The sequence below is a fragment of the Plantactinospora sp. BB1 genome (genome assembly GCF_003030385.1).
In the GTDB taxonomy this organism is placed as follows: domain Bacteria; phylum Actinomycetota; class Actinomycetes; order Mycobacteriales; family Micromonosporaceae; genus Plantactinospora.
The window spans coordinates 3336613-3362687 of sequence record NZ_CP028159.1; the positions used below are offsets into that span (position 1 = coordinate 3336613).

At 73.9% G+C, this 26075-nt stretch carries 19 protein-coding genes and 1 pseudogene; 13 read left to right on the forward strand and 7 right to left on the reverse strand.

Translation table 11 applies throughout. The annotated features are described in order from the left end of the window. Positions 1–54 precede the first annotated feature (54 nt). Both C6W10_RS14585 and C6W10_RS14590 read right to left on the reverse strand, forming a co-directional pair. Entirely contained in the window at positions 55–3336 is a 3282-nt protein-coding gene (locus C6W10_RS14585; protein WP_159104588.1) for a S8 family serine peptidase, read from the reverse strand. 277 nt (positions 3337–3613) lie between these two features. Next, positions 3614–4513, reverse strand: a complete 900-nt coding sequence (locus C6W10_RS14590) for a LysR family transcriptional regulator (protein ID WP_107258550.1) — start codon at positions 4511–4513, stop codon at positions 3614–3616. 70 nt (positions 4514–4583) lie between these two features. Here C6W10_RS14590 and C6W10_RS14595 point away from each other — a divergent pair, with 70 nt between their 5' ends. Together C6W10_RS14595 and C6W10_RS14600 are read left to right on the forward strand one after the other, a co-directional pair. Further along, positions 4584–5330, forward strand: coding sequence for an SDR family NAD(P)-dependent oxidoreductase (locus C6W10_RS14595; RefSeq protein ID WP_107258551.1), 747 nt, complete (start codon positions 4584–4586; stop codon positions 5328–5330). Beyond that, a complete protein-coding gene (locus C6W10_RS14600) occupies positions 5327–6967 on the forward strand; it encodes an MFS transporter (protein ID WP_107258552.1) in 1641 nt (546 codons plus the stop codon). Before C6W10_RS14595 ends, C6W10_RS14600 begins: the two co-directional genes overlap by 4 nt. A gap of 125 nt (positions 6968–7092) precedes the next feature. Here the strand turns inward: C6W10_RS14600 and C6W10_RS14605 are convergent, their stop codons facing one another. The 3 genes from C6W10_RS14605 to C6W10_RS14615 all read right to left on the reverse strand — a co-directional run bounded on the left by C6W10_RS14605 (position 7093) and on the right by C6W10_RS14615 (position 10172). Then, positions 7093–8157 (reverse strand): hypothetical protein, encoded by a 1065-nt coding sequence (locus tag C6W10_RS14605; RefSeq protein ID WP_107258553.1) that lies wholly within the window; start codon positions 8155–8157, stop codon positions 7093–7095. 636 nt (positions 8158–8793) lie between these two features. Beyond that, positions 8794–9591, reverse strand: a complete 798-nt coding sequence (locus C6W10_RS14610; RefSeq protein ID WP_107258554.1) for a DUF4097 family beta strand repeat-containing protein — start codon at positions 9589–9591, stop codon at positions 8794–8796. A gap of 77 nt (positions 9592–9668) precedes the next feature. Further along, positions 9669–10172: a toxin-antitoxin system HicB family antitoxin gene (locus tag C6W10_RS14615; RefSeq protein WP_107258555.1), complete on the reverse strand. Its 504-nt coding sequence runs from the start codon at positions 10170–10172 to the stop codon at positions 9669–9671. A 217-nt stretch (positions 10173–10389) separates the two neighbouring features. On the opposite strand from C6W10_RS14615, the gene thyX reads away from it, so the two are divergent. The 5 genes from thyX to C6W10_RS14640 all read left to right on the forward strand — a co-directional run bounded on the left by thyX (position 10390) and on the right by C6W10_RS14640 (position 16274). Next, on the forward strand, positions 10390–11133 hold the full coding sequence (thyX, locus tag C6W10_RS14620; RefSeq protein ID WP_107263947.1) for an FAD-dependent thymidylate synthase: 744 nt from the start codon (positions 10390–10392) through the stop codon (positions 11131–11133). Between the two features lie 46 nt (positions 11134–11179). Next, positions 11180–12103: a 4-hydroxy-tetrahydrodipicolinate synthase gene (gene dapA, locus C6W10_RS14625; RefSeq protein WP_107258556.1), complete on the forward strand. Its 924-nt coding sequence runs from the start codon at positions 11180–11182 to the stop codon at positions 12101–12103. A gap of 64 nt (positions 12104–12167) precedes the next feature. Next, the gene (locus C6W10_RS14630) at positions 12168–13856 is read left to right on the forward strand and encodes a ribonuclease J (RefSeq protein WP_107258557.1); all 1689 of its coding nucleotides are present in this window, start codon (positions 12168–12170) and stop codon (positions 13854–13856) included. Positions 13857–14077: 221 nt separating this feature from the next. Further along, positions 14078–15703: a S1 family peptidase gene (locus tag C6W10_RS14635; RefSeq protein WP_107258558.1), complete on the forward strand. Its 1626-nt coding sequence runs from the start codon at positions 14078–14080 to the stop codon at positions 15701–15703. Between the two features lie 130 nt (positions 15704–15833). Further along, the gene (locus tag C6W10_RS14640; RefSeq protein ID WP_199853933.1) at positions 15834–16274 is read left to right on the forward strand and encodes a DUF2784 domain-containing protein; all 441 of its coding nucleotides are present in this window, start codon (positions 15834–15836) and stop codon (positions 16272–16274) included. Here the strand turns inward: C6W10_RS14640 and C6W10_RS14645 are convergent. Continuing rightward, positions 16231–17817 (reverse strand): YbjN domain-containing protein, encoded by a 1587-nt coding sequence (locus C6W10_RS14645; RefSeq protein ID WP_107258559.1) that lies wholly within the window; start codon positions 17815–17817, stop codon positions 16231–16233. The genes C6W10_RS14640 and C6W10_RS14645 overlap by 44 nt on opposite strands. Before the next feature lie 109 nt (positions 17818–17926). Next, positions 17927–18394: a YbjN domain-containing protein gene (locus C6W10_RS14650; protein WP_107258560.1), complete on the reverse strand. Its 468-nt coding sequence runs from the start codon at positions 18392–18394 to the stop codon at positions 17927–17929. A gap of 188 nt (positions 18395–18582) precedes the next feature. On the opposite strand from C6W10_RS14650, the gene C6W10_RS14655 reads away from it, so the two are divergent. From C6W10_RS14655 to C6W10_RS14680, 6 genes and pseudogenes are all read left to right on the forward strand, one after another. Next, complete coding sequence (locus C6W10_RS14655; RefSeq protein ID WP_107258561.1) at positions 18583–21054, forward strand: DNA translocase FtsK; 2472 nt, start codon at positions 18583–18585, stop codon at positions 21052–21054. 96 nt (positions 21055–21150) lie between these two features. After that, a complete protein-coding gene (locus C6W10_RS14660; RefSeq protein ID WP_107258562.1) occupies positions 21151–22110 on the forward strand; it encodes an ornithine cyclodeaminase family protein in 960 nt (319 codons plus the stop codon). A 59-nt stretch (positions 22111–22169) separates the two neighbouring features. Next, a complete protein-coding gene (gene rimO, locus C6W10_RS14665) occupies positions 22170–23684 on the forward strand; it encodes a 30S ribosomal protein S12 methylthiotransferase RimO (protein ID WP_107258563.1) in 1515 nt (504 codons plus the stop codon). 190 nt (positions 23685–23874) lie between these two features. Then, entirely contained in the window at positions 23875–24447 is a 573-nt protein-coding gene (pgsA, locus tag C6W10_RS14670; RefSeq protein ID WP_234359613.1) for a CDP-diacylglycerol--glycerol-3-phosphate 3-phosphatidyltransferase, read from the forward strand. Positions 24448–24513: 66 nt separating this feature from the next. Next, positions 24514–25044 carry a CinA family protein gene (locus C6W10_RS14675; RefSeq protein WP_369931430.1) on the forward strand — a complete coding sequence of 177 codons (531 nt, stop codon included), beginning with the start codon at positions 24514–24516 and terminating at the stop codon, positions 25042–25044. 294 nt (positions 25045–25338) lie between these two features. Further along, positions 25339–25680, forward strand: a pseudogene (locus tag C6W10_RS14680) (helix-turn-helix domain-containing protein); the annotation flags it as partial. Positions 25681–26075: the final 395 nt, after the last annotated feature.

Below are 26075 nucleotides of genomic sequence, written 5' to 3' on the forward strand. Positions count from 1 at the left end.
CTGACATCTCCGCTGGCCGGCAGGCTCCCGCCGGTCACCGCACCCGTACGCCGGCTAGCCGATCTTGTACGCCCGGATCACCGTCTGGGTCACCGTGTTCCCGGCGGTGTCGGTGGCGCTGGCCCGCAGCGAGACGTACCCCGGCTCGGCCGGGTGCCGCAGCACCGCCTGCCCCGCCGTCACCTCCGCCGGAGCCCAGCTGACCCCGTCGTCGTACGACACCTCCACGGTCAGGCTCTCGTTGGCGCCGGCTCCCGACTCGGGCTGCGCCGTCACGGTCACCGGGATGGTGCCGGTCTGCCCGGCCGGCGTGCTGTTGTCGTTGTCGACCCGGGGCGAGAAGCGCACCGTGGAGATCGGCAGCCGGGCCGGCGTCTCCCCGTCGACGTGTCCGGAGCGGAAGGTCCAGGTGACGCTGACCCGGGTCGAGAGGGTCGCCGGCCCGCCCCGTTCCGCCGTCATCGTCAGCCGGTAGTCCCCGGTCTCGGGCGGCAGTTCGAGCGTCCCGTTCAGACCGTCGAACCCGGCCAGTACCTTGCCGTCGCGCTCCAGCGTGATCCGGCCGGTGGCGATCGAGGAGAAGCCGGCCCGGCCGACGCCGTCGCCGTAGAGCGGGGCCTGCACGGTGAGGGTGTCGCCGAGCCGGGTCACCCACTGGTGTTCGTACGGTGGTGCGGCCACCGTCGGCCCGAAGACACCGCGACTCCACTGTTCCTGGTACGACTGCCCGGCCCGGTAGCTCATCGGCGGCGCCACCAGGCTGGTCAGGTACGCCTGCTCCGGCCCGGAGCCGGTCGTCTCGTCGACCGACCGGAACCACTGGGTCCGCCCGTCGGTGTTGTAGTACTCGATCCGGGTCGACGGCAGCGGGAACGTCATCGCGTGCGCGAACCCGCCCATCACCGACTCCGGCAGCACCGCCCAGGCCAGTTTCCGGCCGCTGCTGTCCGAGGACTCGTGCCCGTGGTCGGCCCGGACGGTGGCCAGGTCGGCGGCGGTCACCTGTCGGGTGAAGCCGCTGCCCATCCGCCCCTCGTCGAGCCAGCAGAGCAGGTACGCGTACGAGTGGTCCGCCGCGTCCGCCGGGGCGAAGGTGGCGGTGGTCCGGGAGACGAAGCCGTCGACCGCCTGGTCCGGCCCGACCCGGCCGCTGCGCAGCCGGTCGAAGGTGGCGCCGAGGGTGCCGACCTCGACGGTGCGTCCGGCGGCCAGCACGCTGGTGGCCAGTTCGGCGAAGACCTGCCGGGCGCCCGTGTTCGGCACGGTGACCGAGAGCGGTCGACCGAGCCGGGCGTCCAGCATGATGCTCCGGTCGCCGTCAACGACCAGTTCGGGCTGGCCGAGGACGCTGGTCAGATAGACGCCGTCGAGCGGGCTGGTGATCGCGCTGAGCGCCGAGTAACGCCCCTTCGGCACCCGGAGGGTGGCGGTGCCGTCGTCGGTGGCCGGTACCGAGATCGCGTGGGCGTTGTCCAGCCCGGCCAGCATGGTCAGGTAGCCGGTGGTCGGTTCGCCGGCCTGGCCGAGGTGCGAGACCTTGACCTCGTAGCTCTCCACCTCGCGGTCGACCGCCAGCGGGGTGGGTACGCTCCCGCCGCCGCTCACGGTCGCGGTGAGGTGGCCGGTGAGCTGCCCGAGTGGGCCGCCGCTGCCGGACGTGTCGGCGGTGACGGTCGCCTGGGCGGTGCCGCCGGCCGGCACGGTGACGCTGGTCGGGGTCACCGCGAACATCCCGGTCGGCACGGCGGTGCCGTCCGGCGCGACCGCCCGTACCCCGAGTTGCAGCGTCACCGCCGCGGTGCCCGCGTTGTGGTAGCTGACCGTACGCCGGACCGGGGTGTCGTCGTCGTGCGGCCAGGCCTGCCGGCCGAAGCTCAGGCTCGGCGGGTCGGCGGTGATCCGCTGGTCGAGCGCCCGGGCGACGTCCAGCCGGCCGGCGCCCTGGGCGAAGACGCTGAGTTCGGGGTTGGGTCGGGCGGTGGCCATCAGCGCGGCCTTCAGGTTGCCGGCCGGCAGGTTCGGCTGGCGCTGCACCAGGATCGCGGCGGCGCCGGCGACGTGCGGGGCCGCCATCGAGGTGCCGGACATGCTGATCCCGCTCCCCTCGGGCACGTCCGGCGCCGAGTCGCGGCTGCGGGCGGCGACGATGTCCAGGCCGGGCGCGGTCAGGTCGGGCTTGATCGCGCCGTCGCCGAGCCGGGGGCCCTGACTGGAGAAACCGGCCAGCTCGTCGGACTTGCTGACCGCGCCGACCGCCAGCGCCGCGTCGGCGGTGGCCGGCGAGCCGATGGTACTGGTACCCGGGATGTTGCCGGCCGCGACGACGAAGAGGGTGTCGTGCTCCTCGGTCAACTCACCGAGGGCCTGCTCGATCGGGTCCACCACCGGGCTGTCCATGCCGGTCAGGCTCATGTTGACCACCCGGGCGCCCGACTCGGCCGCCCACTCCATCCCGGCGATGATCGCCGACTCGGGGCAGCCGCCGAGCGCGCAGACCTTGCCGTCCAGTAGTTGGGCGCCGGGCGCGACGCCCTTGAACCGGGCCGCACCGGTACCGGCCACGGTGGAGGCGACGTGCGTGCCGTGTCCGGCGACGTCCCGGTCGTCCTCGGCGCCGTCGGTGAAGTTGCGCTGCCCGGTCACCTGTCCGGCGAGGTCCGGGTGGGTCTCGTCGATCCCGGTGTCCAGCACCGCGACGGTCACCCCGCTGCCGTCGAAGCCGGCGGCCCAGGCGGCCGGCGCGCCGACCTGCGGGACGCTCTCGGCGAGGGCCGGTCGGCGCAGGCCGTCGAGCCAGACGGTGCGCACGGTCGCGGCGATGCTGCGCCGGGTCGGGTCCGCCCCGGTCAGGTCGGTCCAGAAGCGGGCCAGCCCGGCCCGGTCGACCGCGACGGCCTGCCCGGCGACCGGCGGCAGGTCGCGGACCAGTCGCGCGCCGGCCCCGATCAGCGCCCGCTGTCCCTGCACCCGGGCGTCGGCTCCGGCGTACGTCACCAGCAGCGGGAGGTCCCCGCGACGGTCGTAGCCGAACTCCAGCAGGGCGGTGACGTCGAAGAGCCGTTCGTCCAGCCGGCCGCTGCGGACCAGGGCGAGGGCGTCGGTCGGAATCACGTGCAGCCGGTCGGCGACCCTGCGGGTCAGGAACTCGATGCCGATCCGGCCGGGTCCCGGCTCGACGCTCGCCTTGAAGTCGGTGGTGACGGTGACCTGGTCACCGGTGACCAGGCTGACCGTCCGGGCACCGGTACCCGCCGCCGGGTCGGGCCCGGGCGCACCGGGCGGGGTGGACGATTCGGCCGGTACGGCATATCCGGCGAGGCCCGGCGGTCCCGCCATCGCGGCAGCCGTCCCCGCCGGCGGTCCCGGTACGGCGAACGTGAGCAGCAGGGCGAGACCCGTTACTCCCCACGTAAGCCTTTTAACTGGATTCATCGTGTGCCTCCCCTGGATACCGGTCATACCGGCACTCCTGTACACCGACCGAAGCACATCACCGGAGAGGCGGCAACATAGACGTCCATAGATTGAGATGCCCGCCGAGCGAACAGGGTCGTCCAGGGTGGACGGATCGGCCGTCGCCGCCCCGACGACCACCCGCGCGACGGGCGGATGGTCAGTCGGCGGCGAGCGCCGTGCGGAACCGGCGGAGCACCGGAGACGGGTCGTCGGCCCGCCAGGCGACTCCGGAGCTGACCTGCGGCACCGACTGGCGGATCGGCAGGTAGGCGATCCCGTCGTCACGCAGCAGCCGGGCGGACTCCTGCACCAGGGCGACGCCGACCCCGGCGGCCACCAGGGTCAACTGGGTGCCGACGCCACCGGCCTCGTGCACCGGCCGGGGGGTGAAGCCGCCCTGCCGGCAGACCTCCAGCACCATGTCGTACCAGTGCGGACAGAGGTCGCGGGCCAGGAAGGCGAAGGACTCCGCCGCCAGGTCGGTGAGATCGATCTCCGGCTTGCCGGCCAGCCGGTGATCGGCCGGTACCGCCGCCAGGAACGCCTCCCGGGAGAGCTGCCGCAGCGTGATGTCCTCGCCCAGCCAGGCGCAGTCGAACTCGCCGAGGGTCACCACGAAGGCGACGTCGACGACGTCCTCGCGCAGCGGCTCGGCGATCGAGCCGATCGGCAGCTCGGTGAGGCTCAGGTCGATCTCGGGGGCGTCCCGCTGGAAACCGCCGAGGATTCGGAGGAACTGCTGGGACGAGGCGGTGGGGGTGTAGCCGATCCGCAGCCGGCCCAACTCGCCGCGCTGGGCGCGCTCGGCCACCGTCTGCGCCACCCGGGCCTGGTGCAGGGTCCGGCGGGCCTCGACCAGGAAGAGCCGGCCGGCCTCGCTGAGTGTCGTCCGGCGGCGCTGCCGGACCAGCAGGTCCGCCCCGAGCGCGGCCTCCAGCCGGAGGATCTGCTGGGAGAGCGCGGGCTGCGCGATGTGCAGCCGGGCGGCGGCCCGGCCGAAGTGCAGCTCCTCGGCGACCGCGACGAACGCCGCCAACTGGCGCAGCTCGAAGTTCATGCACTGACGTTATCAACTCATGCGAACTGAGTCTTTGACCGTTATGAAGGGCGGCTCCTAGCGTCGAGGCATGAGTGATCGCGAACTGAGCGGCAGGGTGGCGCTGGTGACCGGCGGCACCGGTGGGATCGGTGCGGCCATCGCCCGGGTACTCGCCGGAGCGGGTGCCGCCGTCACGGTGGTCGGCCGCCGCACCGACCTGGGTACGGCGGTGGCGGCGGAACTGGACGACGGACTCTTCGTACCGGCCGACCTGAGTCGACGGCAGAGCCACGGCGAGGTGCTCCGGGCCACCGTCGAACGGTTCGGCGGGCTGGACATCCTGGTGAACAACGCCGCCGCGTACACGGCCGGCCCGACCCACGAGAGCACCGAGGAGGAGTTCGACCGGGTGGTCGGGCTCAACTACAGGTCGACGTACTTCCTGACCCAGGCCGCGCTGCCGCACCTGCTGCGCGGAGGGGGCGGCCGGATCGTCAACATCAGTTCCATCGGTACGACGAGGAGTTGGGCCGGTTCCTCGATCTACAACTCCTCGAAGGCGGCCCTGGACAACCTCACCCGTACCTGGGCGATCGAGTACGGCCCGCAGGGACTGCGGGTCAACGGCGTCAACCCGGGGATCGTGCGGGACGGCCCGATGTCGTTTCCGGTGCAGGCGGCGGTGGACGTCGAGGCGCACATCCTGCCGACGATCCCGGCCCGGCGGCTCGGCACCGCGGCCGACGTGGCGGCGGCGACGCTCTTCCTGGCCGGTCCCGGCGCCGACTATCTCAACGGGGTGACCATCGCGCTCGACGGCGGACTCACGGCATGACGACCGGCGGTGGCGTGCCGAGCGGCGGTGGTGCGCCGAGCGGCAGCGGTGTGCGGAGTGGCGGTGGTGTGCCGGCGGTCGGCGGTGTGCCGGCGGGCGGTTCGGCGCGGCACGGGGGCGCGCTCGGGCTGCTCTGCGCGGTGCAGTTCATGGTCGTGCTGGACAGCACCGTCACCACCGTCGCGCTCGACGCGATCCGGCTGGACCTGGTGCTCACCGAGAGTACCCTCCAGTACGTCGTCTCGCTCTACGCGGTCACCTTCGGCGGGCTGCTCGTGCTCGGCGGGCGTACCGGTGACCGGCTCGGCCGGCGACGGGTCTTCGTCGCCGGCACCGGCCTGTTAGGAGTGGCCTCGCTGGCCTGCGGGCTGGCCGGGTCGGCGGCGCCGCTGCTCGGCGCGCGGGCGGTGCAGGGGGTCGGGGCGGCCCTGGTCTCCGCGACCGGCTTCGCGCTGCTGCTCGGACTCTTCCCGGACGGTCCCGCCCGGAACCGGGCGCTCGGGGTCTGGAGCGCCCTCGGCGCGTCCGGCGCCGCCGTCGGGCTGGTCCTCGGCGGCGTGCTGACCGAACTGGCCGGTTGGCAACTGGTCTTCCTGGTCAACGTGCCGGTCTGCGCCCTGGCGCTGCCGCTGGCCGGCCGGCTGCTGCCCGACGACCGCCCGGGTGTGCGTCGCGACCGGGATCCGGAAACCGCCGGTTCGTCGGCCGGGCCGGCGACGAACCGCCGGGGCCGCTCGGCGGAGCCGGCGACGAACCACCGGGGCCGGTCGGTCGGGCTCGACCTGCCCGGGGCCGTCGCGGTGACGGTCGGCCCGGGGCTGCTGATCCACGGCGTGACACTCGGCCAGCGCTCCGGCTTCGGCGCGCCGGGCACGCTCGGCACCCTGGCCGGCGCAGTGGCGCTGCTCAGCGCCTTCCCACTGGTCGAGCGCCGGGCCGCCGCGCCGCTGGTGCCACCGCGGTTCCTCCGGGTCGGCCCGGTCGCCGCCGCGAACGTGGCGATCCTCTGCCTGATGGCGGTGGTCGGCAGCCAGGGGTTCTTCCTGGTGCTCTATCTGCAACGGGTACTCGGGCACGACCCGGTCCGGACCGGGCTGGCGATGGCTCCGGCGGCGCTGGCCGCGTTCGTCGGCAGTGCCCTGGTCGCCCGGCTGGCCGGGCGGTGGCCGCCCCGCGTACTGGCGGCCGCCGGGCTGGCGCTGGTGGCGGCCGGGCAGGTGTCGCTGTCCCGGATTCCGGTCGACGGCTCCTACCTGCGGGACCTGTTCGCCGGGCTGCTCCTCTTCGGACTGGGGCTGGGCAGCGCGTTCGTCGCGGCGACGGTGCTGGCCACCACCGGTGTGCCGGCGGCGGACCGGGGACTCGTCGCCGGGTTGGTCAACACCTCGCAGCAGGTCGGGCTGGCGGTCGGGGTGGCCGTGCTGGTCGCCGTGGCCGTCGCGGTGACCGCCGGTGAACCGGAACCGGCGGGTGCCCCGGCGCTGGTGGCGGGTTACCGGCGCGGTCTGTTGCTCGGCGCGTTCGTCGCGCTCGCGGGTGCCGTGGCCGTGCTCGCGCGCACCGGGCAGCGGTCAGCCCCTCCCGGCGGCGGCGGACCCCGCCGTCCGACGATGCCGGCCGAGAACGGCAGCCGCTGAGGACGGCAGCGGCTGAGGACGGCAGCCGTTGAGGACGACAGCGGCTGAGGACGGCAGCCGCTGAGGGCGACAGCGGCTGAGAACGGCAGCGGCTGAGAAGGGCGACGGCTGAGGACGGCAGTGGTTCAGCGGTTCTCCGGTACCGCACCGTGCAGGCCCCGGGCGTGCGCGGCGAGTTGCCGCAGGACCACGCCGTCCACGCCGAGCACGGCACCCAGGGTGCGCAACTCGGCCTCGGTGGGCATCCGCCGGGCGGTGAGGATCTCGGCGACGACGGCGGCGGTCAGCCCGGTCCGGATGGCCAACTCGGTGACGCCGGTGCGACCGAGTTCGGCGTACGCGCAGAGATATCCGGCGAGCGCGCGGTGCGCCAGTGCCGCGTTCGGATCGATGTGCCGGGAGAGTTGCCCCAGCGGGCTGCGTTGCCGCCGTTCCAGGGCCGCCGACAGGTCGACGGTCCATTCCGGATACGAGCCGTGCTCCCCGAGCAGCAGCACCTGCACCGTCAGCCGGGCACAGTCGGCCCGCAGGTCCGCGATGTCGACCGCGATGTCCGGCCCGGGCCAGCCCCGGCCGGCACCGCGCCCGTACTGCCCCCGGGGCTGGTTGCCGTCCGGCCGGGCCTCGGCGATCGGTGCGCTGTTCGGGGTACGCCCGGGCCGGGGTGTGTTGCGTCGAACGGGTCCCGGGGCGTTCGGTCGGCGTACCGGCCGAACGCTCGCCGGATCGCGGACCGGGCGACGGTCGGCGGAATTGTCCGGACCGGTGCGGCTGTCCGGACTCGGGTTGTCGGAATGGCTCGGACCCGGAACAGACCTGCGGGCGGCCTGTCGGACAGCAGCCTGTCGGACGGTGGCCGCTCTGGCGGCGGCCCGGTGCAGGGTGGCGGCCTCGGCCCGGATGCGGTCCCGGGGCGCGTGCTCCGGCAGGCACCGGATGATCATCTCGGTGGTGCTCCACGGTGGCCCGTGCCGGTACCGGCCGGAGAGGTGCTCGGAGAGCGTCTGCCTGCCGAAACCGACCGGCAGGAATCCACGGGCGGCGGCGGTACGCAGGACTTCCGCCTGCCCACCGGCCAGCCTCGCCCCGCCGACCAGGCGCCGGACGTAGAGCGTGTACGCCGCCGCCTCGGGACTGGCGCAGCGGGCGCGGATCGTGTCGTCGTGGATGCCGGGAGGTCCGGGGGGCATGTCGGTCGTCCTTGCCGGATGGGCGTTACCCGACAGCGGCGGTGCCTGTCGGAAACACGGGGGTAGGGCGGCGGTGCTCTTTTCCGACAGTCGACGGGCCGGCGAGAGTACCTGCGGTTCCTCGCCGGCCAGCCCGGCTGGCGGGTGGGCCGTGGTCCTCCGTACCGGCCGGTCGGCAAGCCCGGTTCGGTGCGGAGGACCACCAGTCAGGAAGATCACTGATCGTGGAAGGTCGATGACAGAATGCCTCATCGAGCCCGACTGTGGGGGACCGGGTTGCTGGTCCTCGGCACCGCCCTGCTGACCGCGACCGCCCGGGCCTGGCTCCGCCGACGCCGTCCGCGAGCCGGCCAACCATCCCGGCCGGGCGGTCCGACCCGGCACGGGCGGTCCGGCCGGCCACTGCCCCGACACCGCCGCCGGCCCCGCGTGCCCCGGCTCGGCGATCCCCGGCCCCGCGTGCTCCGGCTCGGCGTGCCCCGGCTCGGCGTGCCCCGGCTCGTGCCGAGGCTCGGCGTGCCCAGGCTCGGCGTGCCCAGGCCCGGCGTGCCCAGGCCCGGCGTGCCCAGGCACGGCGTGCCTCGGCCCGGTGACCGGTGAGCCGGTCGCCGGGCCGGAGGTGCTGCGGCTGGCCGGTCAGGCCGCCCGGCGTACCTCGATGTCGCCGCTCACCGTCCGGACCTCCAGGCTCAGGCCGGGGCCGCCCGTCGAGGTGGGCGCGGTGCCCGGGTCGAGCCGGTTGCGGGTGGTGCCGGAGACGGTGCTGAGGTCGAGCCAGACCCCGGTGCCCGGACGTACCCCGACACCCACGTCACCGGAGGCGGTCCCGATCCGGATCCGTCCCTGCCGGGTCGCTCCGACGCGTACGGCGCCGGAGGCGGTCTTGATCTCGACGGCGTCACCGGCCTCGGCGACGTCGACGTCCCCGGAGGCGAGCCGGGCCCGCAGCGCTCCGCCGACCTGTCGGGCGACGAGCGCCCCGGAGGCTCCCTTGACCTCCAGCCGGCCGTCCACCCGGGACACCTCGATGTCGCCGCTCGCCGTGTCGACGTCGGCGTCGCCGGTGACGTGCTCGATCTCGACGTCACCGGAGGCCGAGCCGACGCTCAGGTCGGCGTAGCGGCCCCGGCAGCGTACGTCGGCGGAGGCGACCTTGATCCGGCCGGAGCTGTCCAGCGGTACCCGGACCAGCGCACGTACGCTGCCGGCGCGGAGCCGGAACAGCCCGCCGGCCCGGTCGGGTACGACCACCGACAGCACGTCGCCGTCCAGCCCGACCTGGGTGCGCGCGGCCTGTTCGCGGGATTCGGCGCTGCCGTCGTACGGGTGTACCTCGACGACGGCCGACTCGCGCTCCTCGGCGACCATCTCGAAGGCGCCGGACGGAAGGTCGACGACGACGGTGACCGGTGCGGTACGGGGAAACTCGGGCATGACTCCTCCAGGGTGGGTCTCGGGTGGCTGATCCGGGCCGGGTTGGCGGTCGGCGAGGCGGGTAGCGCCGGTACTGGTCAGGCCTGGGCCCAGCCGGTGATCCGGCGGCTGGACGCCCGACCGGTCCGGCCGGTCGGGGGCGGGGCGGCTCCCGGTACGGCGGCGGTGACCGCCCGCACCAGCCAGGCGTTCACCGAGATGCCCTCGGCGGTGGCCGCCCGTTCCACGGCGTCCTTCAGGGTCTCCGGCAGCCGGAGCGTGATCCGGCTGACGTCACCGGCGGCTTCGGTCGGCGGGGGAGGGGGGCCGGGCGGGGCGGTCACCGGCTGCTGCTCCGGTGCCTCCCGGTGCACCACCAGATCCGCCTCCCGGGCGCGCAGCCGCACCTCGACCGTCGGTCCGTCGAGCTTGGCGGTGATCTCGGCGGTCGCGTCGGCGAGCACCTCCAGCAGGCAGAGCCGGGCCGAGATGTCGAGCGAGCCGGCGAGCAACTCGGCCGCCCGGCTGATCTCCGGGCCGCCGGGCGCGGCGGCGGCGGTGAGATCGCGGCGGAGCGCCGCCAGATAGGGAGCCAGATCCATGACGTCACTATGACACCATCTGACGTCACATACAAGCCGCACTGTGACGTCATCTTGCCGACGGGGTGCCGTCGGCGGTGAGCCCGCCACCGGGAGCGCCGGGTTTCCGAGACGAGGTTCGAGGGTTGCCGGACCGGCAACCCGGCGCGGACATCGAGCCGGGCGGGGGGTCGTCGGGACCACGCCGGAGGCGACTAGAGTCCGAGGAATGCCGGAGATGGTGGTCCCCCAGGTCAAGGTCATCGCGTGGACGCATTTCGAGCCACCGGAGGACGTACCGTGGTCGACCGACGCGGACGGCGGCCAGGCGCTGGCCGAGTTCGCCGGCCGGGCCTGCTACCAGTCGTGGCGCAAGCCCAACCCGGCCACCGCGACCAACGCGGGCTACCTGGCGCACATCCTGGAGAGCCAGCACCTCTCGGTGCTCGAACACGGCACCGTCACCTTCTACTTCACCGGCGTCTCCCGCTCCTTCACCCACGAGCTGGTGCGGCACCGGCACTTCTCCTACTCCCAGCTCTCCCAGCGGTACGTGCCCGAGCGCGAGGCCGCGATGGTGGAGCCCTCGGTGATCGCCGAGGACGCGGAGCTGCACAAGCGGTTCGTGGAGGCGAGCGAGGCGAGCCTGCGCGCCTACAACGACCTGCTGGAGGGGCTGGAGCGGCGCTTCGCCGACGTGGAGAACCCCACCCTGCGCCGCAAGCAGGCCCGACAGGCCGCCCGGGCGATCCTGCCGAACGCCACCGAGACCCGGATCGTGGTCACCGGCAACTACCGCGCCTGGCGGCACTTCGTGGCGATGCGGGCCACCGAGGGCGCCGACGTCGAGATCCGTGAGCTGGCGGTCGAATGCCTGCGGCAGCTCCAGCGCGTCGCGCCGAACGTCTTCGGCGACTTCACCATCACCGCGCTGCCGGACGGTACCGAGATCGCCACCAGCCCGTACGCCCAGCTGTCCTGAACCCTTCCCCGCCGACCGGGCGGCGGCATTCCGATAGGTTGTTCGCATGACCCACCACCACCCTGCCAACGCCGAACGGGCGGCACCCCGCCCGTTCGGGCGCCTGCTCACCGCGATGGTGAGCCCGTTCACCGCGGACGGTTCGCTGGATCTCGACGGTGCGGCCCGACTCGCGGCCTACCTGGTGGACGAGCAGGGCAACGACGCGCTGGTCGTGAACGGGACCACGGGTGAGTCGCCGACCACCACGGACGCGGAGAAGGAGCGGCTGGTCCGCGCGGTGGTCGAGGCGGTGGGCGACCGGGCACAGGTCGTCGCCGGGGTCGGCACCAACGACACCCGGCACACCATCGAGCTGGCCGGTGCCGCCGAGAAGGCCGGGGCGCACGGGTTGCTGGTGGTCACTCCCTACTACAACAAGCCGCCGCAGGCCGGGCTGGTCCGGCACTTCACCGAGGTGGCCGACGCCGCCACGCTGCCGGTGATGCTCTACGACATCCCGCACCGCAGCGGGGTGGCGATCGCCACCGAGACCCTGCTGCGACTCGCCGAGCACGAGCGGATCGTCGCGGTGAAGGACGCCAAGGGCGACCTGGTCGCCAGCTCGGCGGTGACCACCCGGACCGATCTGGCCTACTACTCCGGCGAGGACGCGTTGACGCTGCCCGCCCTGGCGACCGGCGCGGTCGGCCTGGTCGGCACCTCGACCCACCTGACCGGGGCGCTCGCCAAGCAGATGATCGAGGCGTACGACCGGGGGGACACTGCGGAGGCGCTGGCCCTGCACCGGCGGCTGCTGCCGCTGTTCACCGGGATCTTCCGCACCCAGGGCACCATCCTGGTCAAGGCGGCGCTGGCCGCCCGGGGCCTGCCCGCCGGGCCGGTACGTCCACCGCTGGTCGAGGTCACCTCCGACGAGATGGCACAGTTGCGGGCGGACTGCGCGGCGGCCGGGCTGGAGCTGCCATGACGGGAGTCGGGAACAGCGGTGGGAAGCGGGTTCGGGGCGACGGACGGGGATGCGGAGTGCGGGCATGAGCCAGCCGGGGATTGAGCTGGAACTGCCGCCGCCGCTGCCCGAGGGCGGGCTGCGGATCGTGCCGCTGGGCGGCCTCGGCGCCATCGGGCGGAACATGACCGTCTTCGAGTACGACGGCAAGCTGCTGATCGTCGACTGCGGGGTGCTCTTCCCCGACGTCGAACAGCCTGGTGTCGACCTGATCCTGCCTGACTTCGCGCCGATCCTGGACCGGCTCGCGGACGTACAGGCGATCGTGCTCACGCACGGGCACGAGGACCACATCGGCGCCGTGCCCTACCTGCTCGCGCACAAGCCGGACATCCCGCTGGTCGGTTCGCAGTTCACCCTCGCGCTGGTCGAGGCGAAGCTGGCCGAGCGGCGGATCGAGCCGTACACGCTGACGGTCCGGGAGGGGGGTCGGGAGCGGCTCGGCCCGTTCGAGTGCGAGTTCTTCGCGGTCAACCACTCGATCCCGGACGCCCTCGCGGTGGCGATCCGGACCCCGGCCGGGCTGGTGCTGCACACCGGCGACTTCAAGATGGACCAGCTCCCGCTGGACGGCCGGATCACCGACCTGGCCGGCTTCGCCCGGCTCGGTGCGGAAGGCGTCGACCTGCTCCTCTCCGACTCGACCAACGCCGAGATCCCTGGCTTCGTCAGCTCGGAGCGGGAGATCGGGCCGGTACTCGACTCGATCTTCGCCAAGGCGCGCGGCCGGATCATCGTGGCCTCGTTCGCCTCGCACGTGCACCGGGTGCAGCAGGTGCTGGACTCCGCCGCCGAGCACGGCCGCAAGGTCGCCTTCATCGGCCGGTCGATGGTCCGCAACATGGGCATCGCCCGCGACCTGGGGCTGCTGCGCATCGAGCCCGGCCTGGTCGTCGGGCTGGACGAGGCGGCCGCGCTGCCGCCGGACCAGATCGTGCTGATGTCGACCGGGTCGCAGGGCGAGCCGATGAGCGCGCTGGGCCGGATGGCCACCGGCGACCACCGGCACATCACGGTCGCTCCCGGCGACACGGTGGTGCTGGCCAGCTCGCTGGTGCCGGGGAACGAGACCTCGGTCTACCGGGTGATCAACAGGCTCTGCCGGGCCGGTGCCACCGTGATCCACAAGGACGTGGCGAAGGTGCACGTCTCCGGGCACGCCCCGGCCGGCGAACTGCTCTACCTGCTCAACGTGGTCCGGCCGAGCAACCTGATGCCGGTGCACGGCGAGTGGCGGCACCTGCGCGCGCACGCCCGGCTCGGCATCGAGTCCGGGGTCGCCGCCGACCGGGTGGTGCTCTGCGAGGACGGCGACGTCGTGGACCTGGTCGAGGGGCACGCCCGGGTGGTCGGGCACGTCAAGAGCCGGTACGTCTACGTCGACGGTCTCGCCGTCGGTGACGTCGGCGAGTCGCTCCTCACCGAGCGGCGGATCCTCGGCGACGGCGGCTTCATCTCGGCGACCGTGGTGGTCGACTCGGTCACCGGCAAGGTGGTCGGCGGTCCCACCGTCTCCGCCAAGGGCTTCTCGGACGACCCGGACGCGTTCAACCCGGTCATTCCGTTGATCACCGAGGCGCTCGGCCGGGCGGCCACCGAGGGGATCACCGATCCGCACCAGTTGCAGCAGATCGTCCGGCGTACGGTCGGCCGCTGGGTGAACGACGCGTACCGGCGCCGCCCGATGATCGTCCCCACCGTGGTCGAGGTCTGACCCGTTCGAGGCGGTAGCGCCGACGTCGTGCCGGGCCCTTCCGTGCGGAAACGCGCGGAAGGGCCCTTCCGCGCAGTCGCCGCCGTTCGGGGTGATACGGACGCCAGCCGCGTCCGGTTCAGCCGATCGGCTGTGAGATTGCCCATCGCCGATCCGTTCATCGTCGGCCGGTCGTCGGCCGTACCTTCCCGCGGGCTGCCCGATGGTGAAGGAGGCGATCGATGGATCGCGGACGCGCGACGCGGAGCCGGCGAGGCACGGTCAGTCGGCGGAGTACGGCACAGCGGCGGGGAATCGCGATCGGCGTGACGGTGGCCACCGTCGCCGGTCTGGCGGCGGTGACCTGGCCGGCGCTGGCCGGAGAGGACCCGCCGCGCTCGGAGCCGACACCCGCCGGTCCGGCCCGCCAGATCGTCGACGCGCTGCGCCGGGACCTGTCGTTGACCGAGGCGCAGGCGCGCGCCCGGCTGGACCGGGAGCGGTGGGCCCGCGGTACCACGCAGCGGCTGCGTACCGAACTCGGCACCGGGTACGGCGGCACCTGGCTGGCCGCCGACGGCAACCGGCTGATGGTGGCGGTGACCGACGAGGCGGCTGCCGCCCGGGCCCGCGCCGCCGGAGCCGAACCGAAGCTGGTCACCCGGAACGCCCGGCAGCTCGACACGGTCAAGGCGGGTCTCGACCGGATCGCCGACCAGGCCACCCCGGACGTCGCCGGCTGGTACGTCGACGTGTCGAACAACCGCGTCGTGGTACGCGCCCAGCCCGGTACGGAGTCCGCCGTGCGGCGGTTCGTCCAGGGCAGTGGCGCCCCGGCGGGCGCGGTCGAGGTGGTCGCCTCGGCGGAGGCGCCGGTGCCGCTGATCGACGTACGCGGCGGTGACCCGTACGTGATCGACGACCGGGCGCGCTGCTCGATCGGCTTCTCCGTCGTCGGCGGATTCGTCACCGCCGGGCACTGTGGAGCGCCGGGCGCCACCACCAGCAGCCCGGACGGGGTCGCCCAGGGCGTCGTGTCGGCCTCCTCGTTCCCCGGCGACGACTGGGGCGTGGTGGAGACGAACGACGACTGGGTCCCGCAGCCGGTGGTCAACGACTTCGACGGCGGCACGATCGCCGTGGCGGGTGGCCAGGAGGCGCCGGTGGGCAGCTCGATCTGCCGCTTCGGGGCCACCACGGGCGCCCGGTGCGGGGTCGTCGAGGCGCTGAACGCCACGGTCGTCTACCCGGAGGGCACGGTCACCGGGCTGACCCGGACGGACGTCTGTGCCGAGCCCGGTGACTCCGGCGGCTCCTGGATGTCCGGCGACCAGGCCCAGGGGGTCACCTCGGGTGGCTCCGGCGACTGCACGGTGGGCGGCATCACGTTCTTCCAGCCGCTGACCGAGATCCTGGAGGTGAACCAGCTCACCCTGGTCACCACCGCGAACGGCCCGGCCGACCCGCCCGCCGCGACGGACCCGCCGGCCGCCACGGAGCCGCCGGCCGCGACCGAGCCGCCGGCCGCGACCGAGCCGCCGAGCCCGCCGCCGGGTGCGGAGTGCACCGGGCACAAGGCGCGCAAGGCCGCCACCCTGGGCGCCGGGCGTCGCCAGGTGCAGCCCGCCGGCCGCTACTTCCGGGCCGGGCACGGCCGGCAGGTCGGCTGCCTGGACGGACCCTCCGGGGCCAACTTCGACCTGGTACTCCAGAAGTGGAGCCGGGGCGGCTGGCGTACCGTCGCCGTCTCCGCCGGGCCGACCGCGGACGAGCAGATCACCTACAGCGGCAGCGCCGGCTTCTACCGCTACCGGGTGGAGTCCCGGCGCGGCTCCGGCGACTACACCCTCGGCTTTTCGGTGCGTTAGGGGACGAATGGTCGATCTGCACTGAGGTAGCCGGGCGCCGCGGCGAGTCGAGAGTGCCGGCCGGCGGGCTGAGTATCCGTACCCGGTCCGCCGGCCGCCCGGTTGGGTAGCCTTTGCCCGGGAGGCGGCAATGGGTTACCGGTTATTGATCGTTTTGGTCCTGGCGCTGCACTTCGGCTTCCTGGGCTATCTCGTGCTCGGCGGGTTCCTCGCCTGGCGCTGGCCGAGGACGATCTGGCTGCATTTCGGCGCCGCCGCCTGGGGCGTGCTGGTGACCGTCGCCCAACTGGTCTGCCCGCTGACCTACCTCGAACACTGGGCCCGGCGCCGGGCCGGCGAGTCGGACGTCGGGCGGGGCTTCATCGACCGCTACGTCGAGGGTGTCTTCTATCCCGAGCGGTACGCCCTGCTCGCCCAGGCGCTGGTCGCGGTGCTGATCCTGGCCTCCTGGCTCGGCCTGCTCGGACGACTCGGCGTCTTCGGGCGGTTCGGTCTCTTCGGGCGGTTCGGTCTCTTCGGGGGGCGGGTCAGGGCAGCGCGCTCACCGCGGCCGCGAAGGCGGCTCCGCTGACCAGGGCCGCGTCGACCAGTACGGCGAGCTGACCGGCGGCGACGCCGTGCTCCAGGTCGGTACTGACGTCGCCGGCCAGCACCAGCTCCCCCGCGCCGGGATCCTGCACGTACGCCTTGGGCAGCAGCCGGTCCTGGTTCCAGGCGTTGCAGAACTCGTACGCCTGCCCGAGGCGGTCCGCCGGCAGCCGGCGCTCGGCGGTCACCCGGGCGTGCAGGATCTCGCCCCGCTCACCCAGCCGCTCGAACTCGATCAGCGCATCGCCCCACCGCCCACCGACCCGGCCCGCCGGACCGGGCACGAACTGCTCCGCCCGGTCCCGGAGTACGTCGACGATCGCCGCCACCGTCAGCGGCCCGACCAGCACGAGCCCGTCCGCCCGGTCCCCGCACCCCGTCCGCACCTGCTCGACCGACCGCTCCGGCTCGGCCGTCGACTCCGCCGGTAGGGGGACCGGGTCGGGCAGCGGGCGTTCGGCCAGCCAGGAGGCGACCCGGCCGGACTGGTGACTGGTCCCGTTGCGGGCGTCGAACCGGCCCGCCAGGTCCTCGGCGGTGGCCGTGAGTTCGGTGCCGAGCGCGGCGACGGTCAACTCGGCGGCGTGCCGCCCGGCGTACCCGGGGCGGTGGATCGGGTGGCGGGCGAACCCGGCCCGCCCGGCCAGCCGGCAGAGCAGCGCCCCGGCGGCGGCGAACTCCAGCGCGGACGCCTCGTCGTAGGGGCGGTCCAGCCCGGACAGGTGCCGGGCGAGGATCTCCAGGCCGCGCTCGTGCCGACCGGCCAGCGCACAGAACCGCAGGTGGTCGGCGAGCAGCGGAAACCCGGCCCGCTCCCGCCGGTGCCGCCGGTAGGCGCGTACGTGCGCCTCGGCGGCCTCGTCGTAGCGGCCGAGCCGCAGGTACGCCAACTGGATCGCGCCGAGCGCCCGCTCCGGCTGGTCGGGGCAGCGCAGCGTGCCGGCGAGCACCGGCTCGACCAGTTCGACCGCCTCGGTCCACCGGCCCCAGCCGGCCAGCAGCCTCGCCTGGTCGGCCGGCTCGCAGGCGGCGCAGCCGCTCCACTCGTCCTGCGGCGCCGCCCGCCACCGCAGCAGCCACCGTCGTGCCGTCGACTCGGCACCGACGTGGTCGGCGATCCGGCAGCGCAGCGCGTACGCCGGCCGCCGGCTCCGCCCGGCCGCGTCGAGCCGGCGCTCCAGGTCGTCGAGGGCGGCCCCGACCCGGGCCAGCCCGGCCCGGGAGGTACCGCAGAAGGCCGCCACCGCCTGCCGGTGGTAGTCGGGCAGCCGCGCGCTGTCGGTGGCATCGACGGTCTCCGGCGCGCGGTCGACGACGCCGAGGCACCACCGTACCGGCGAGAGCATCCGCCACGGTTCGATCCGCTGGTACGCCTCGACCAGCGCGAACCGGGCCGCGAAGCCGAGCCGTTCGTCCCCGCCGGCGTCGGCGTACGCGACGATCCGGTCCAGTTCGGCGACCTTGGCGGCGTCGTCCGGCCGGTCCCGGGCGTCGGCCAGGGCGGCGAGCAACTCGTCGCGGGTCACCCGGCCGCCGCGCGGGGGCGGGGCGATTGCGCGTTCATCGGCGGGGTCTCACTTTCCAGGGGTTCCAACCGGCTGTCCGGGAATCTGTGTCGGCCGCCGGTGAGTTTACTCAGCGTCGCAGCTCCGCTACGGCTGCGCACATCTGGCGGCCGGTCGAGATGCCGCACCCGAGTAACTGGTCGAGCTGGCGTACCGTGACGCCGCGCTCCAGGTCGGTGACCACCTCGCCGCAGACCCGTACACTGCCGTCGTCGTTGACCTGCACGAACGCCTTCGGCCAGAGCCGGTCGCGGTTCCAGGCGTTGCAGAACGCGTAGAGCGTCGGCACGTCGTCGACGGAGAACCGGCTCGCGGCCATCGTGCGGATCTGGAGTATCTCGCCGGCCTCGCCGAGCCGGAGGAAGTAGACCAGGTTGCCGTCCCAACTGCCGACCAGGTCACCGTCCGGATCGGTGTAGCAGGTGTAGCCCCGGCCGCCGAGCACGCTGCCGAGAAGCTCGTCGGTCAGCGGTCGCAGCCGCTCCGGCCGGCCGCCGCCGGGTCGGGCCGAGGCGTCGACGAAGTCCGGTACGGGCATCCGCGCTCCCTCCTGGACGGCTCCGGCTCCGCCCGTGATGGTAGGACCACGGCCACCGGTACCGGGACAGCCGGGCCGCCGACGGCGGGGGCTGGCGGTGCGGGCCGGGTGTGATCCGCGAGGTAGCTGGTCAGACACGGCGCGCAAAAGCGGGGAATCCTCAGCGCGCGCGGCTAACGTGTGAACTTATGGCGGGCCGTGCCTCCTCTCAGGCGAACCGGCGCCGGAGTGGGTCGACGACCCGTTCCGGCGGTAGTCGCGCGGGCAACAGCCGGGCCCGGCAGCCGGCCCGGGGGCGGGCGGCGGCGGCACGCCGGCCGACCCGGACCAGCCCGGCGGTGTACGTCGGCCGGGCGATCGGCGCGACCTGGATGGGGCTGGCGCACGGCGTCGGCTGGGCCATGCGGGCGGCAGGTCGGCAGGCGGCGACCGCCCGCGACCTGGACCCGGAGCACCGCCGGGACGGCGCCGGCCTGCTCCTGCTCGGCCTGGCGATCCTCAGCGCCGTGGCGGTCTGGTTCTCCTCGGCCGGTCCACTGGGCGGTCGACTCGCCGACACCATCCGGCTCTTCTTCGGCGCGATCTCGATCGTGCTGCCGGTCCTGCTCCTGATCGGGTCGGTCCGGCTGATGCGGGAGCCGGCCGAGCCGGAGCACCGCGGCCGGGGGCTGGTCGGCTGGACCGCGCTGATCGTCGGCACCGCGGCGCTGCTGCACATCGGACAGCGTCCGGCGGACAACAGGGAGCGCGACTACGCCGGTGGCCTGATCGGGGCCGGGGTCGGCGGGCCGCTGGAGAGCGCGGTCAGCGCCTGGGTCGCCGTACCGCTGCTGGTGCTGCTGCTCCTCTTCGGCCTGCTGGTGGTGACGGCGACACCGATCAACAAGGTGCCGGAGCGGCTCGGGCTGCTGGCCGGTGCGGTGCTGGGTCGGCCGGAGTCCGACGAGGAGGCCGAGGCCGGACCGGCGCGCGACACCGAGGGCCGCCGGCCGCGCCGCCGCCCGTCGCCGCTGCCGGAGCCGGTCGACGAGGACGAGCCCGGCTATGAGATCGACACCCCGGTGCACGAGAACGTGCCGCTGCCGCGCAAGGCGAAGGGCAAGGTACCGGCCGCCCGGAAGGCGCCGGAGCCGCCCGAGCACTCGCCGGCACCGACCCGGGCGGAGCAGTTGGCGATCACCGGGCTGGCCGGCGACTACACGCTGCCGCCGGCCAACCTGCTGCGCCCCGGCGGTGCCCCGAAGACCCGCAGCCGGGCCAACGACGAGGTGATAGCCGCGCTGACCGGCGTCTTCGACCAGTTCGACGTGGACGCGGCGGTGACCGGCTTCACCCGGGGGCCGACCGTCACCCGGTACGAGGTCGAACTCGGGCACGGCGTGAAGGTCGAGCGGATCACCCAGCTCTCCCGCAACATCGCGTACGCGGTCAAGTCCCCGGACGTGCGGATCCTCAGCCCGATCCCGGGCAAGAGCGCGGTCGGGGTGGAGATCCCGAACAGCGACCGGGAGGACGTGGCGCTCGGCGACGTACTCCGGTCCCGGGCGGCGGCCAGCGACCACCACCCGATGCTGGTGGCGCTCGGCAAGGACATCGAGGGCGGCTTCGTGGTGGCCAACCTCGCCAAGATGCCGCACATCCTGATCGCCGGTGCCACCGGCGCTGGCAAGTCGAGCTGCCTGAACAGCCTGCTCGTCTCCATTTTGACCCGGGCGACTCCGGACGAGGTGCGGCTGCTGCTGATCGACCCGAAGCGGGTCGAGATGACGAACTACGAGGGAATCCCGCACCTGGTCACCCCGATCGTGACCAACCCGAAGAAGGCGGCGGACTCGCTGGACTGGGTGGTCCGCGAGATGGACATGCGCTACGACGACCTGGCCGCCGCCGGGGTACGCCACATCGACGACTACAACCGCAAGGTACGGGCCGGTCAGATCAAGCCGCCGCCGGGCAGCGAGCGGGAGATCCGGCCGTACCCGTACCTGTTGGTGATCGTGGACGAGTTGGCCGACCTGATGATGGTGGCGCCGCGCGACGTGGAGGATTCGGTCGTCCGGATCACCCAGCTCGCCCGGGCCGCCGGCATCCACCTCGTGCTGGCCACCCAGCGCCCCTCGGTCGACGTGGTGACCGGCCTGATCAAGGCGAACGTGCCGTCCCGGCTCGCCTTCGCCACCTCGTCGCTGGCCGACTCGCGGGTCATCCTCGACCAGCCGGGTGCGGAGAAGCTGATCGGCCGGGGCGACGGCCTCTTCCTGCCGATGGGCGCCTCCAAGCCGGTACGCATCCAGGGCGCCTGGGTCACCGAAAACGAGATCAACGACATCGTCAAGTTCTGCAAGGACCAGCGGGAGCCGGAGTTCCGGCCGGACGTGCTCACCCCGGCGCAGGAGACAAAGAAGAAGGTCGACGAGGACATCGGCGACGACCTCGACCTGCTGGTGCAGGCGATCGAGCTGGTGGTCACCTCGCAGTTCGGCTCGACCTCGATGCTCCAGCGCAAGTTGCGGGTCGGCTTCGCCAAGGCGGGCCGGCTGATGGACCTGATGGAGACCAGGGGCATCGTCGGGCCGTCGGAGGGTTCGAAGGCGCGGGACGTGCTGGTCAAGCCGGACGAGTTGGAGGAGGCGCTGGCGGCGCTCCGCCCGGACGAGTGACCGGGCTCCGGCGCCGGTATCCCGGCTCCCGATCCGGGCCACCCGCCGGGCACCGGCGGTTGACCTGAACCATGGTTGAAGTATCAGAATCGGCTGATGACCCACTTCATCACCGACGCCGAGGTGGCGGCCCGGCTGGACGCCGCGACGGCGGTAGAGGCGATCCGGGACGCGCTGCTGGCGGCGTACCGGGGTCGGCTCGTCGCCCCGCCCCGGGTGGCCGCACCGCTGGCCGGTGGCCGGCTGGTCCTCACCGCCGGGCAGCTCGTCGACGAGTGGTACGGATTCGGCTCCTACGACACCTTCGGGCATGCCGAGGGCGAGCAGGTGGTGGCCCTGCACGACGCCGCGAACGGGCGGCTCCGGGCGGTCGCGGTCGGCGCGGAGATCGGGTCCCGGCGCACCGGGGCGCTCGGCGGGGTGGCGGTGCGGGCGCTCGCCCGGCCGGACGCGGCCACGCTCGGGGTGGTCGGCGCCGGTGGCCAGGCGTGGGCGCAGGTCTGGGCCGTCGCGGCGGTACGCCGGCTGCGCGAGGTGACGGTCCACTGCCGTACCCCGGCCGGGCGGGAGAAGTTCGCCGCCCGGGTCCGGGCCGAACTCGGCATCCCGGCCCGGGCGGTCGACACCGCAGCGGCGGCGGTACGCGACCGTGACGTCGTGGTGCTCGCCACCACCAGCCCCACTCCGGTGATCTCGGCCGCCGACCTGAGCCCCGGCAGTCACCTCAACACCATCGGCCACAAGCAGCTGGGCCGGTCGGAGTTCGGCCCCGACCTGCTGGACCGGGCGGATCTGCTGGTCACCGACTCGCTGGCCCAGGCCGGGGCGTACGACCCGCCGATGCTCGGCACCGTCGGCGCGTACGCCGGGCGGTTGCGGGCGCTGGGCGCGGTGCTGGCCGGCGAGCAGCCTGGCCGGACCACGCCGGACCAGGTGACGGTCTTCTGCTCGGTCGGTCTGGCCGGCAGCGAGGCGTTCCTGCTCGACCGGCTGACCCGGCCGGAGGCCGAGCCGGCCGGTCCGGCGCGGCCGGGTCGGGGTGCCGGGCCGGGGTGACGCGCCCGGCGGCGGGCAGCCGCCGTGCCGGAGCGGTTCGGCCCTCCCGGTAGGCTCGGATGGTGTCTGCCGCTTCCTCTTCCTCCTCGACCGCCGGCCGTCGGGTCGCGCTGCTCACCCTCGGCTGTGCCCGTAACGAGGTCGACTCGGAGGAGTTGGCCGCCCGGCTGCACGCCGACGGCTGGCAGGTGACCACCGACGGCGAGGGCGCCGACGTGGTGCTGGTCAACACCTGCGGCTTCGTGGAGAAGGCCAAGCAGGACTCGATCCAGACGCTGCTGGCCGCCGCCGACACCGGGGCCAAGGTCGTGGCGGCGGGCTGCATGGCCGAGCGCTACGGTCGGGAGCTGGCCGACGGCATGCCCGAGGCCGGCGCGGTGCTCAGCTTCGACGACTATCCCGACATCTCGGCCCGGCTCGACGAGGTGCTGGCCGGCAAGCAGTTGCCCGCGCACACTCCCCGGGACCGACGCGAGCTGCTGCCGCTGACCCCGGTCGCCCGGCACGGCGGCGCGGTCTCGCTGCCCGGACACGGCGAGACCGGCACCCGCCCGGCCGGCGGCACCCTGGTGGCCGACGCGCACACTCCCGCGCACCTGCGCCCGGTGCTGCGGCACCGGCTCGACTCCGGCCCGGTCGCCTCGCTGAAGCTGGCCAGCGGCTGCGACCGGCGCTGTGCGTTCTGCGCCATCCCGACCTTCCGGGGCGCCTTCGTCTCGCGTACCCCGGACGAGCTGCTCGCCGAGGCGGAGTGGCTGGCCCGTTCGGGCGTCCGGGAGCTGGTGCTGGTCAGCGAGAACTCCACCTCGTACGGCAAGGATCTCGGCGACCCCCGGCTGCTGGAGAAGCTGCTGCCGCAGCTCGCCGCGGTGGACGGCATCGTCCGGGTCCGGGCCAGCTACCTCCAGCCGGCCGAGACCCGCCCCGGGCTGGTCGAGGTGATCGCCACCACGCCGGGGGTGGCACCCTACTTCGACCTCTCGTTCCAGCACTCCAGCGAGGCGGTGTTGCGCCGGATGCGCCGGTTCGGCTCGACCGACCGGTTCCTCGAACTGCTCGCGTCGGTGCGCCGGTTCGCCCCCGAGGCCGGTGCCCGGAGCAACGTGATCGTCGGCTTCCCCGGCGAGACCCGGGCGGACGTGGCGGAGCTGGAGCGCTTCCTCACCGCCGCCCGGCTGGACGCGATCGGCGTCTTCGACTACAGCGACGAGGACGGCACCGAGGCCGCCGGCCTGTCCGGCAAGGTCTCGCCGGCCACGGTGAAGCGGCGGTACGACCGGCTCTCCGCGCTCGCCGACGAACTCTGCTCACAGCGTGCGGAGGAGCGGCTCGGCGCGGTCGTCGAGGTGCTGGTCGACTCGGTGGACGACGGCGTGGTGGAGGGCCGGGCGGCCCACCAGGCGCCGGAGGTGGACGGCTCGACCACCCTGGTCGCCCCGGTCGGCGGCGGGGTCGACCTGGCCGCGTTACGCCCCGGTGACCTGGTCCGGGCCAGGGTCACCGGGACCGAGGGCGTGGACCTGATGGCCGTACCGGAGGAGATGGTCTCGGCGGCGCCGCGTGGGGCCGGGTGACCGGGGTGGCGACGACGGTCACGCCGGGGGCGTACCGGCGCTGCGCCGACCTCGGCGGCGGGATCCCGTCGTGACCGAGGCGGCGGATTCGGTACCGGCCGCGGCGGGCTCGGCGGTGCCGGCCGGCGCGGTCGGATCCGGGGTGGGCGCGGGTGCCGAGCCGGGGCGGGCCGCGGCGGCGGTCGAGCCGGTGCTTCCGGGGCGGGTCGGTCCGGTTCCGGTGGTCAACGCGGCGAACGGACTCACCGCGCTCCGGCTGGCGCTGGTACCGGTCTTCGTCGGGCTGGTGATCAGCTCCGAGATGCTGCATTCCGGCTGGCGGGTGGCAGCCTGCCTGACCTTCGTGGTCGCCTCGGCAACGGATCTCGTCGACGGGTGGATCGCCCGGCGCTGGGCGCTGGTCACCTCGTTCGGCAAGGTGGCCGATCCGATCGCCGACAAGGCGCTGACCGGCACCGCTCTGGTCTTATTGTCCTGGTATGAGCGAATCCCCTGGTGGATCACCGTACTCATCCTGGTCCGCGAGTTCGGCATCACGCTGATGCGGTTCTGGGTGATCAGGTACGGCGTCATCGCGGCCAGCCGGGGAGGCAAGGTCAAGACCGCCGTCCAGATCCTGGCCATCGTCTGGTATCTCTGGCCGGTGCCGGAGAGCGTGACCTGGGTCGGGCCGTGGATCCTCGGCGTCGCCGTGGTGGTGACCGTGGTGACGGGGCTCGACTACGTGGTCCGGGCGCTGCGACTGCGCCGCCCGGCACCCTGAGCGGACGGTCGGGGCAGCAACAGATCGGCGGGCGCCACGGAGCGCCCCGCCGGAAACCGGAGGAGGATCGGGATGGACGACCCCGCACGGGCGGCGGACAACGGGGCCGCGGCGGTCGTACACGCGCTCGTCGACCGGGGCGCCACCCTGGCGGTGGTGGAGTCGCTCACCGGTGGCCTGCTGGCCGCGACGATCGTCGACATCGCCGGGGTCAGCAGCGTGTTCCGGGGCGGCCTGGTGGCGTACGCGACCGAGTTGAAATCCTCGCTGGTGGGCGTACCGGCCAAGCTGCTGGACGAGCGGGGCCCGGTCGACCCGGACGTGGCGGTGGCGCTCGCCGAGGGAGGCCGGGAACGCTGCGAGGCCGACTGGTGCCTCGCCACCACCGGGGTCGCCGGCCCCGAGCCGCAGGACGGCAAGCCGGTCGGCCTCGTCTACGTGGCGGCGGCCGGCCCCACCGGCACCGACGTACGCCGACTCGACCTCGACGGCAACCGGCTGCGGATCCGGATCGCCGCGGTCAGCGGTGCCCTGCACCTGCTCGCCGAGCGGCTGCACGCCGAGGCCGAGGGGGGCACCGGCGACGGCACGGCCTGACCTCTCCGACGGCGGAGCCACGGAGGGCGGGAAGATCGCACTGGCGGGGCGGGATGTCGTCGGCGGCCGTACCGGGTACGGTTGCGGGAAGGCTCGGCAGTCGACGTCGCGGTCAACCGCCACCTCGCGGCAGATCGGTTCCACCATCGCGGCAGGACCGGTTCCACCGCATCGCGGCCGGATCGACACCGCCGCGACACGGCGGGGTCGGTGTCGCCGCATCGCGGCGAGGTGCGGGATGACGGCGCCGGTCCGACGTCCGGGAGGGTTCGGGCCCGCGACACGGGAGGTGCGATGGTCCTGCTACGCCGGGTGATCGGTGACGCCCTACGGGCCCGTCGGCAGGGGCAGCACCGAACCCTGCGCGAGGTCTCCTCCGCCGCCAACGTCAGCCTCGGCTACCTCTCCGAGATAGAGCGCGGCCAGAAGGAGGCGTCGAGCGAACTGCTGGCCGCCATCTGCGACGCGCTCGGCGCCCGCCTCTCCGAACTGCTCCGCGACGTCAGCGACACCGTCGAGGTGGCCGAGGGGGTGCCCGCGGTGCTGGTGCCGGTCCAGGAGAGCCCGGTCTCCGGGCGGGACGGGGCGAGGCGCCCGGAGTCCGGGGGACCGGCCGAGGAGGCCGGCCGGGCCGCTCCGACGTACCCGGAACCGGTTCGGCAGCCCGGCGCGGCCGAGCCGGCCCGCCAGCCGGTCGGCGCCGAGCCCGTACGGCAGTCCGGCACCGCCGAGCCGGCCCGGCAGGCCGCCGCGGCCGAGCCGGGCCGTACCGAGCCCGCCGCACAGTCGGCGCTGGTCGAGGCGTCCCTGGTCGGGCCGGGGCTGGCCGACCGGGCGCTGCGGAGCCTCGCCGAGGGCGGCGTGCACCAGCTCGGTGCCGAGCCGGTACGGCAGATCGCGACCGATGGCACCGTTTCGGTGACGGTACGGCAGGAATCGCCGCTCAAGGCGACCCTGCGGACCACCCGCCGGATCCGTCCGAGCGCGGGTTCCGAGCGCGACGTCGTCTGCGTCGGCTGATTCCGCCCCCT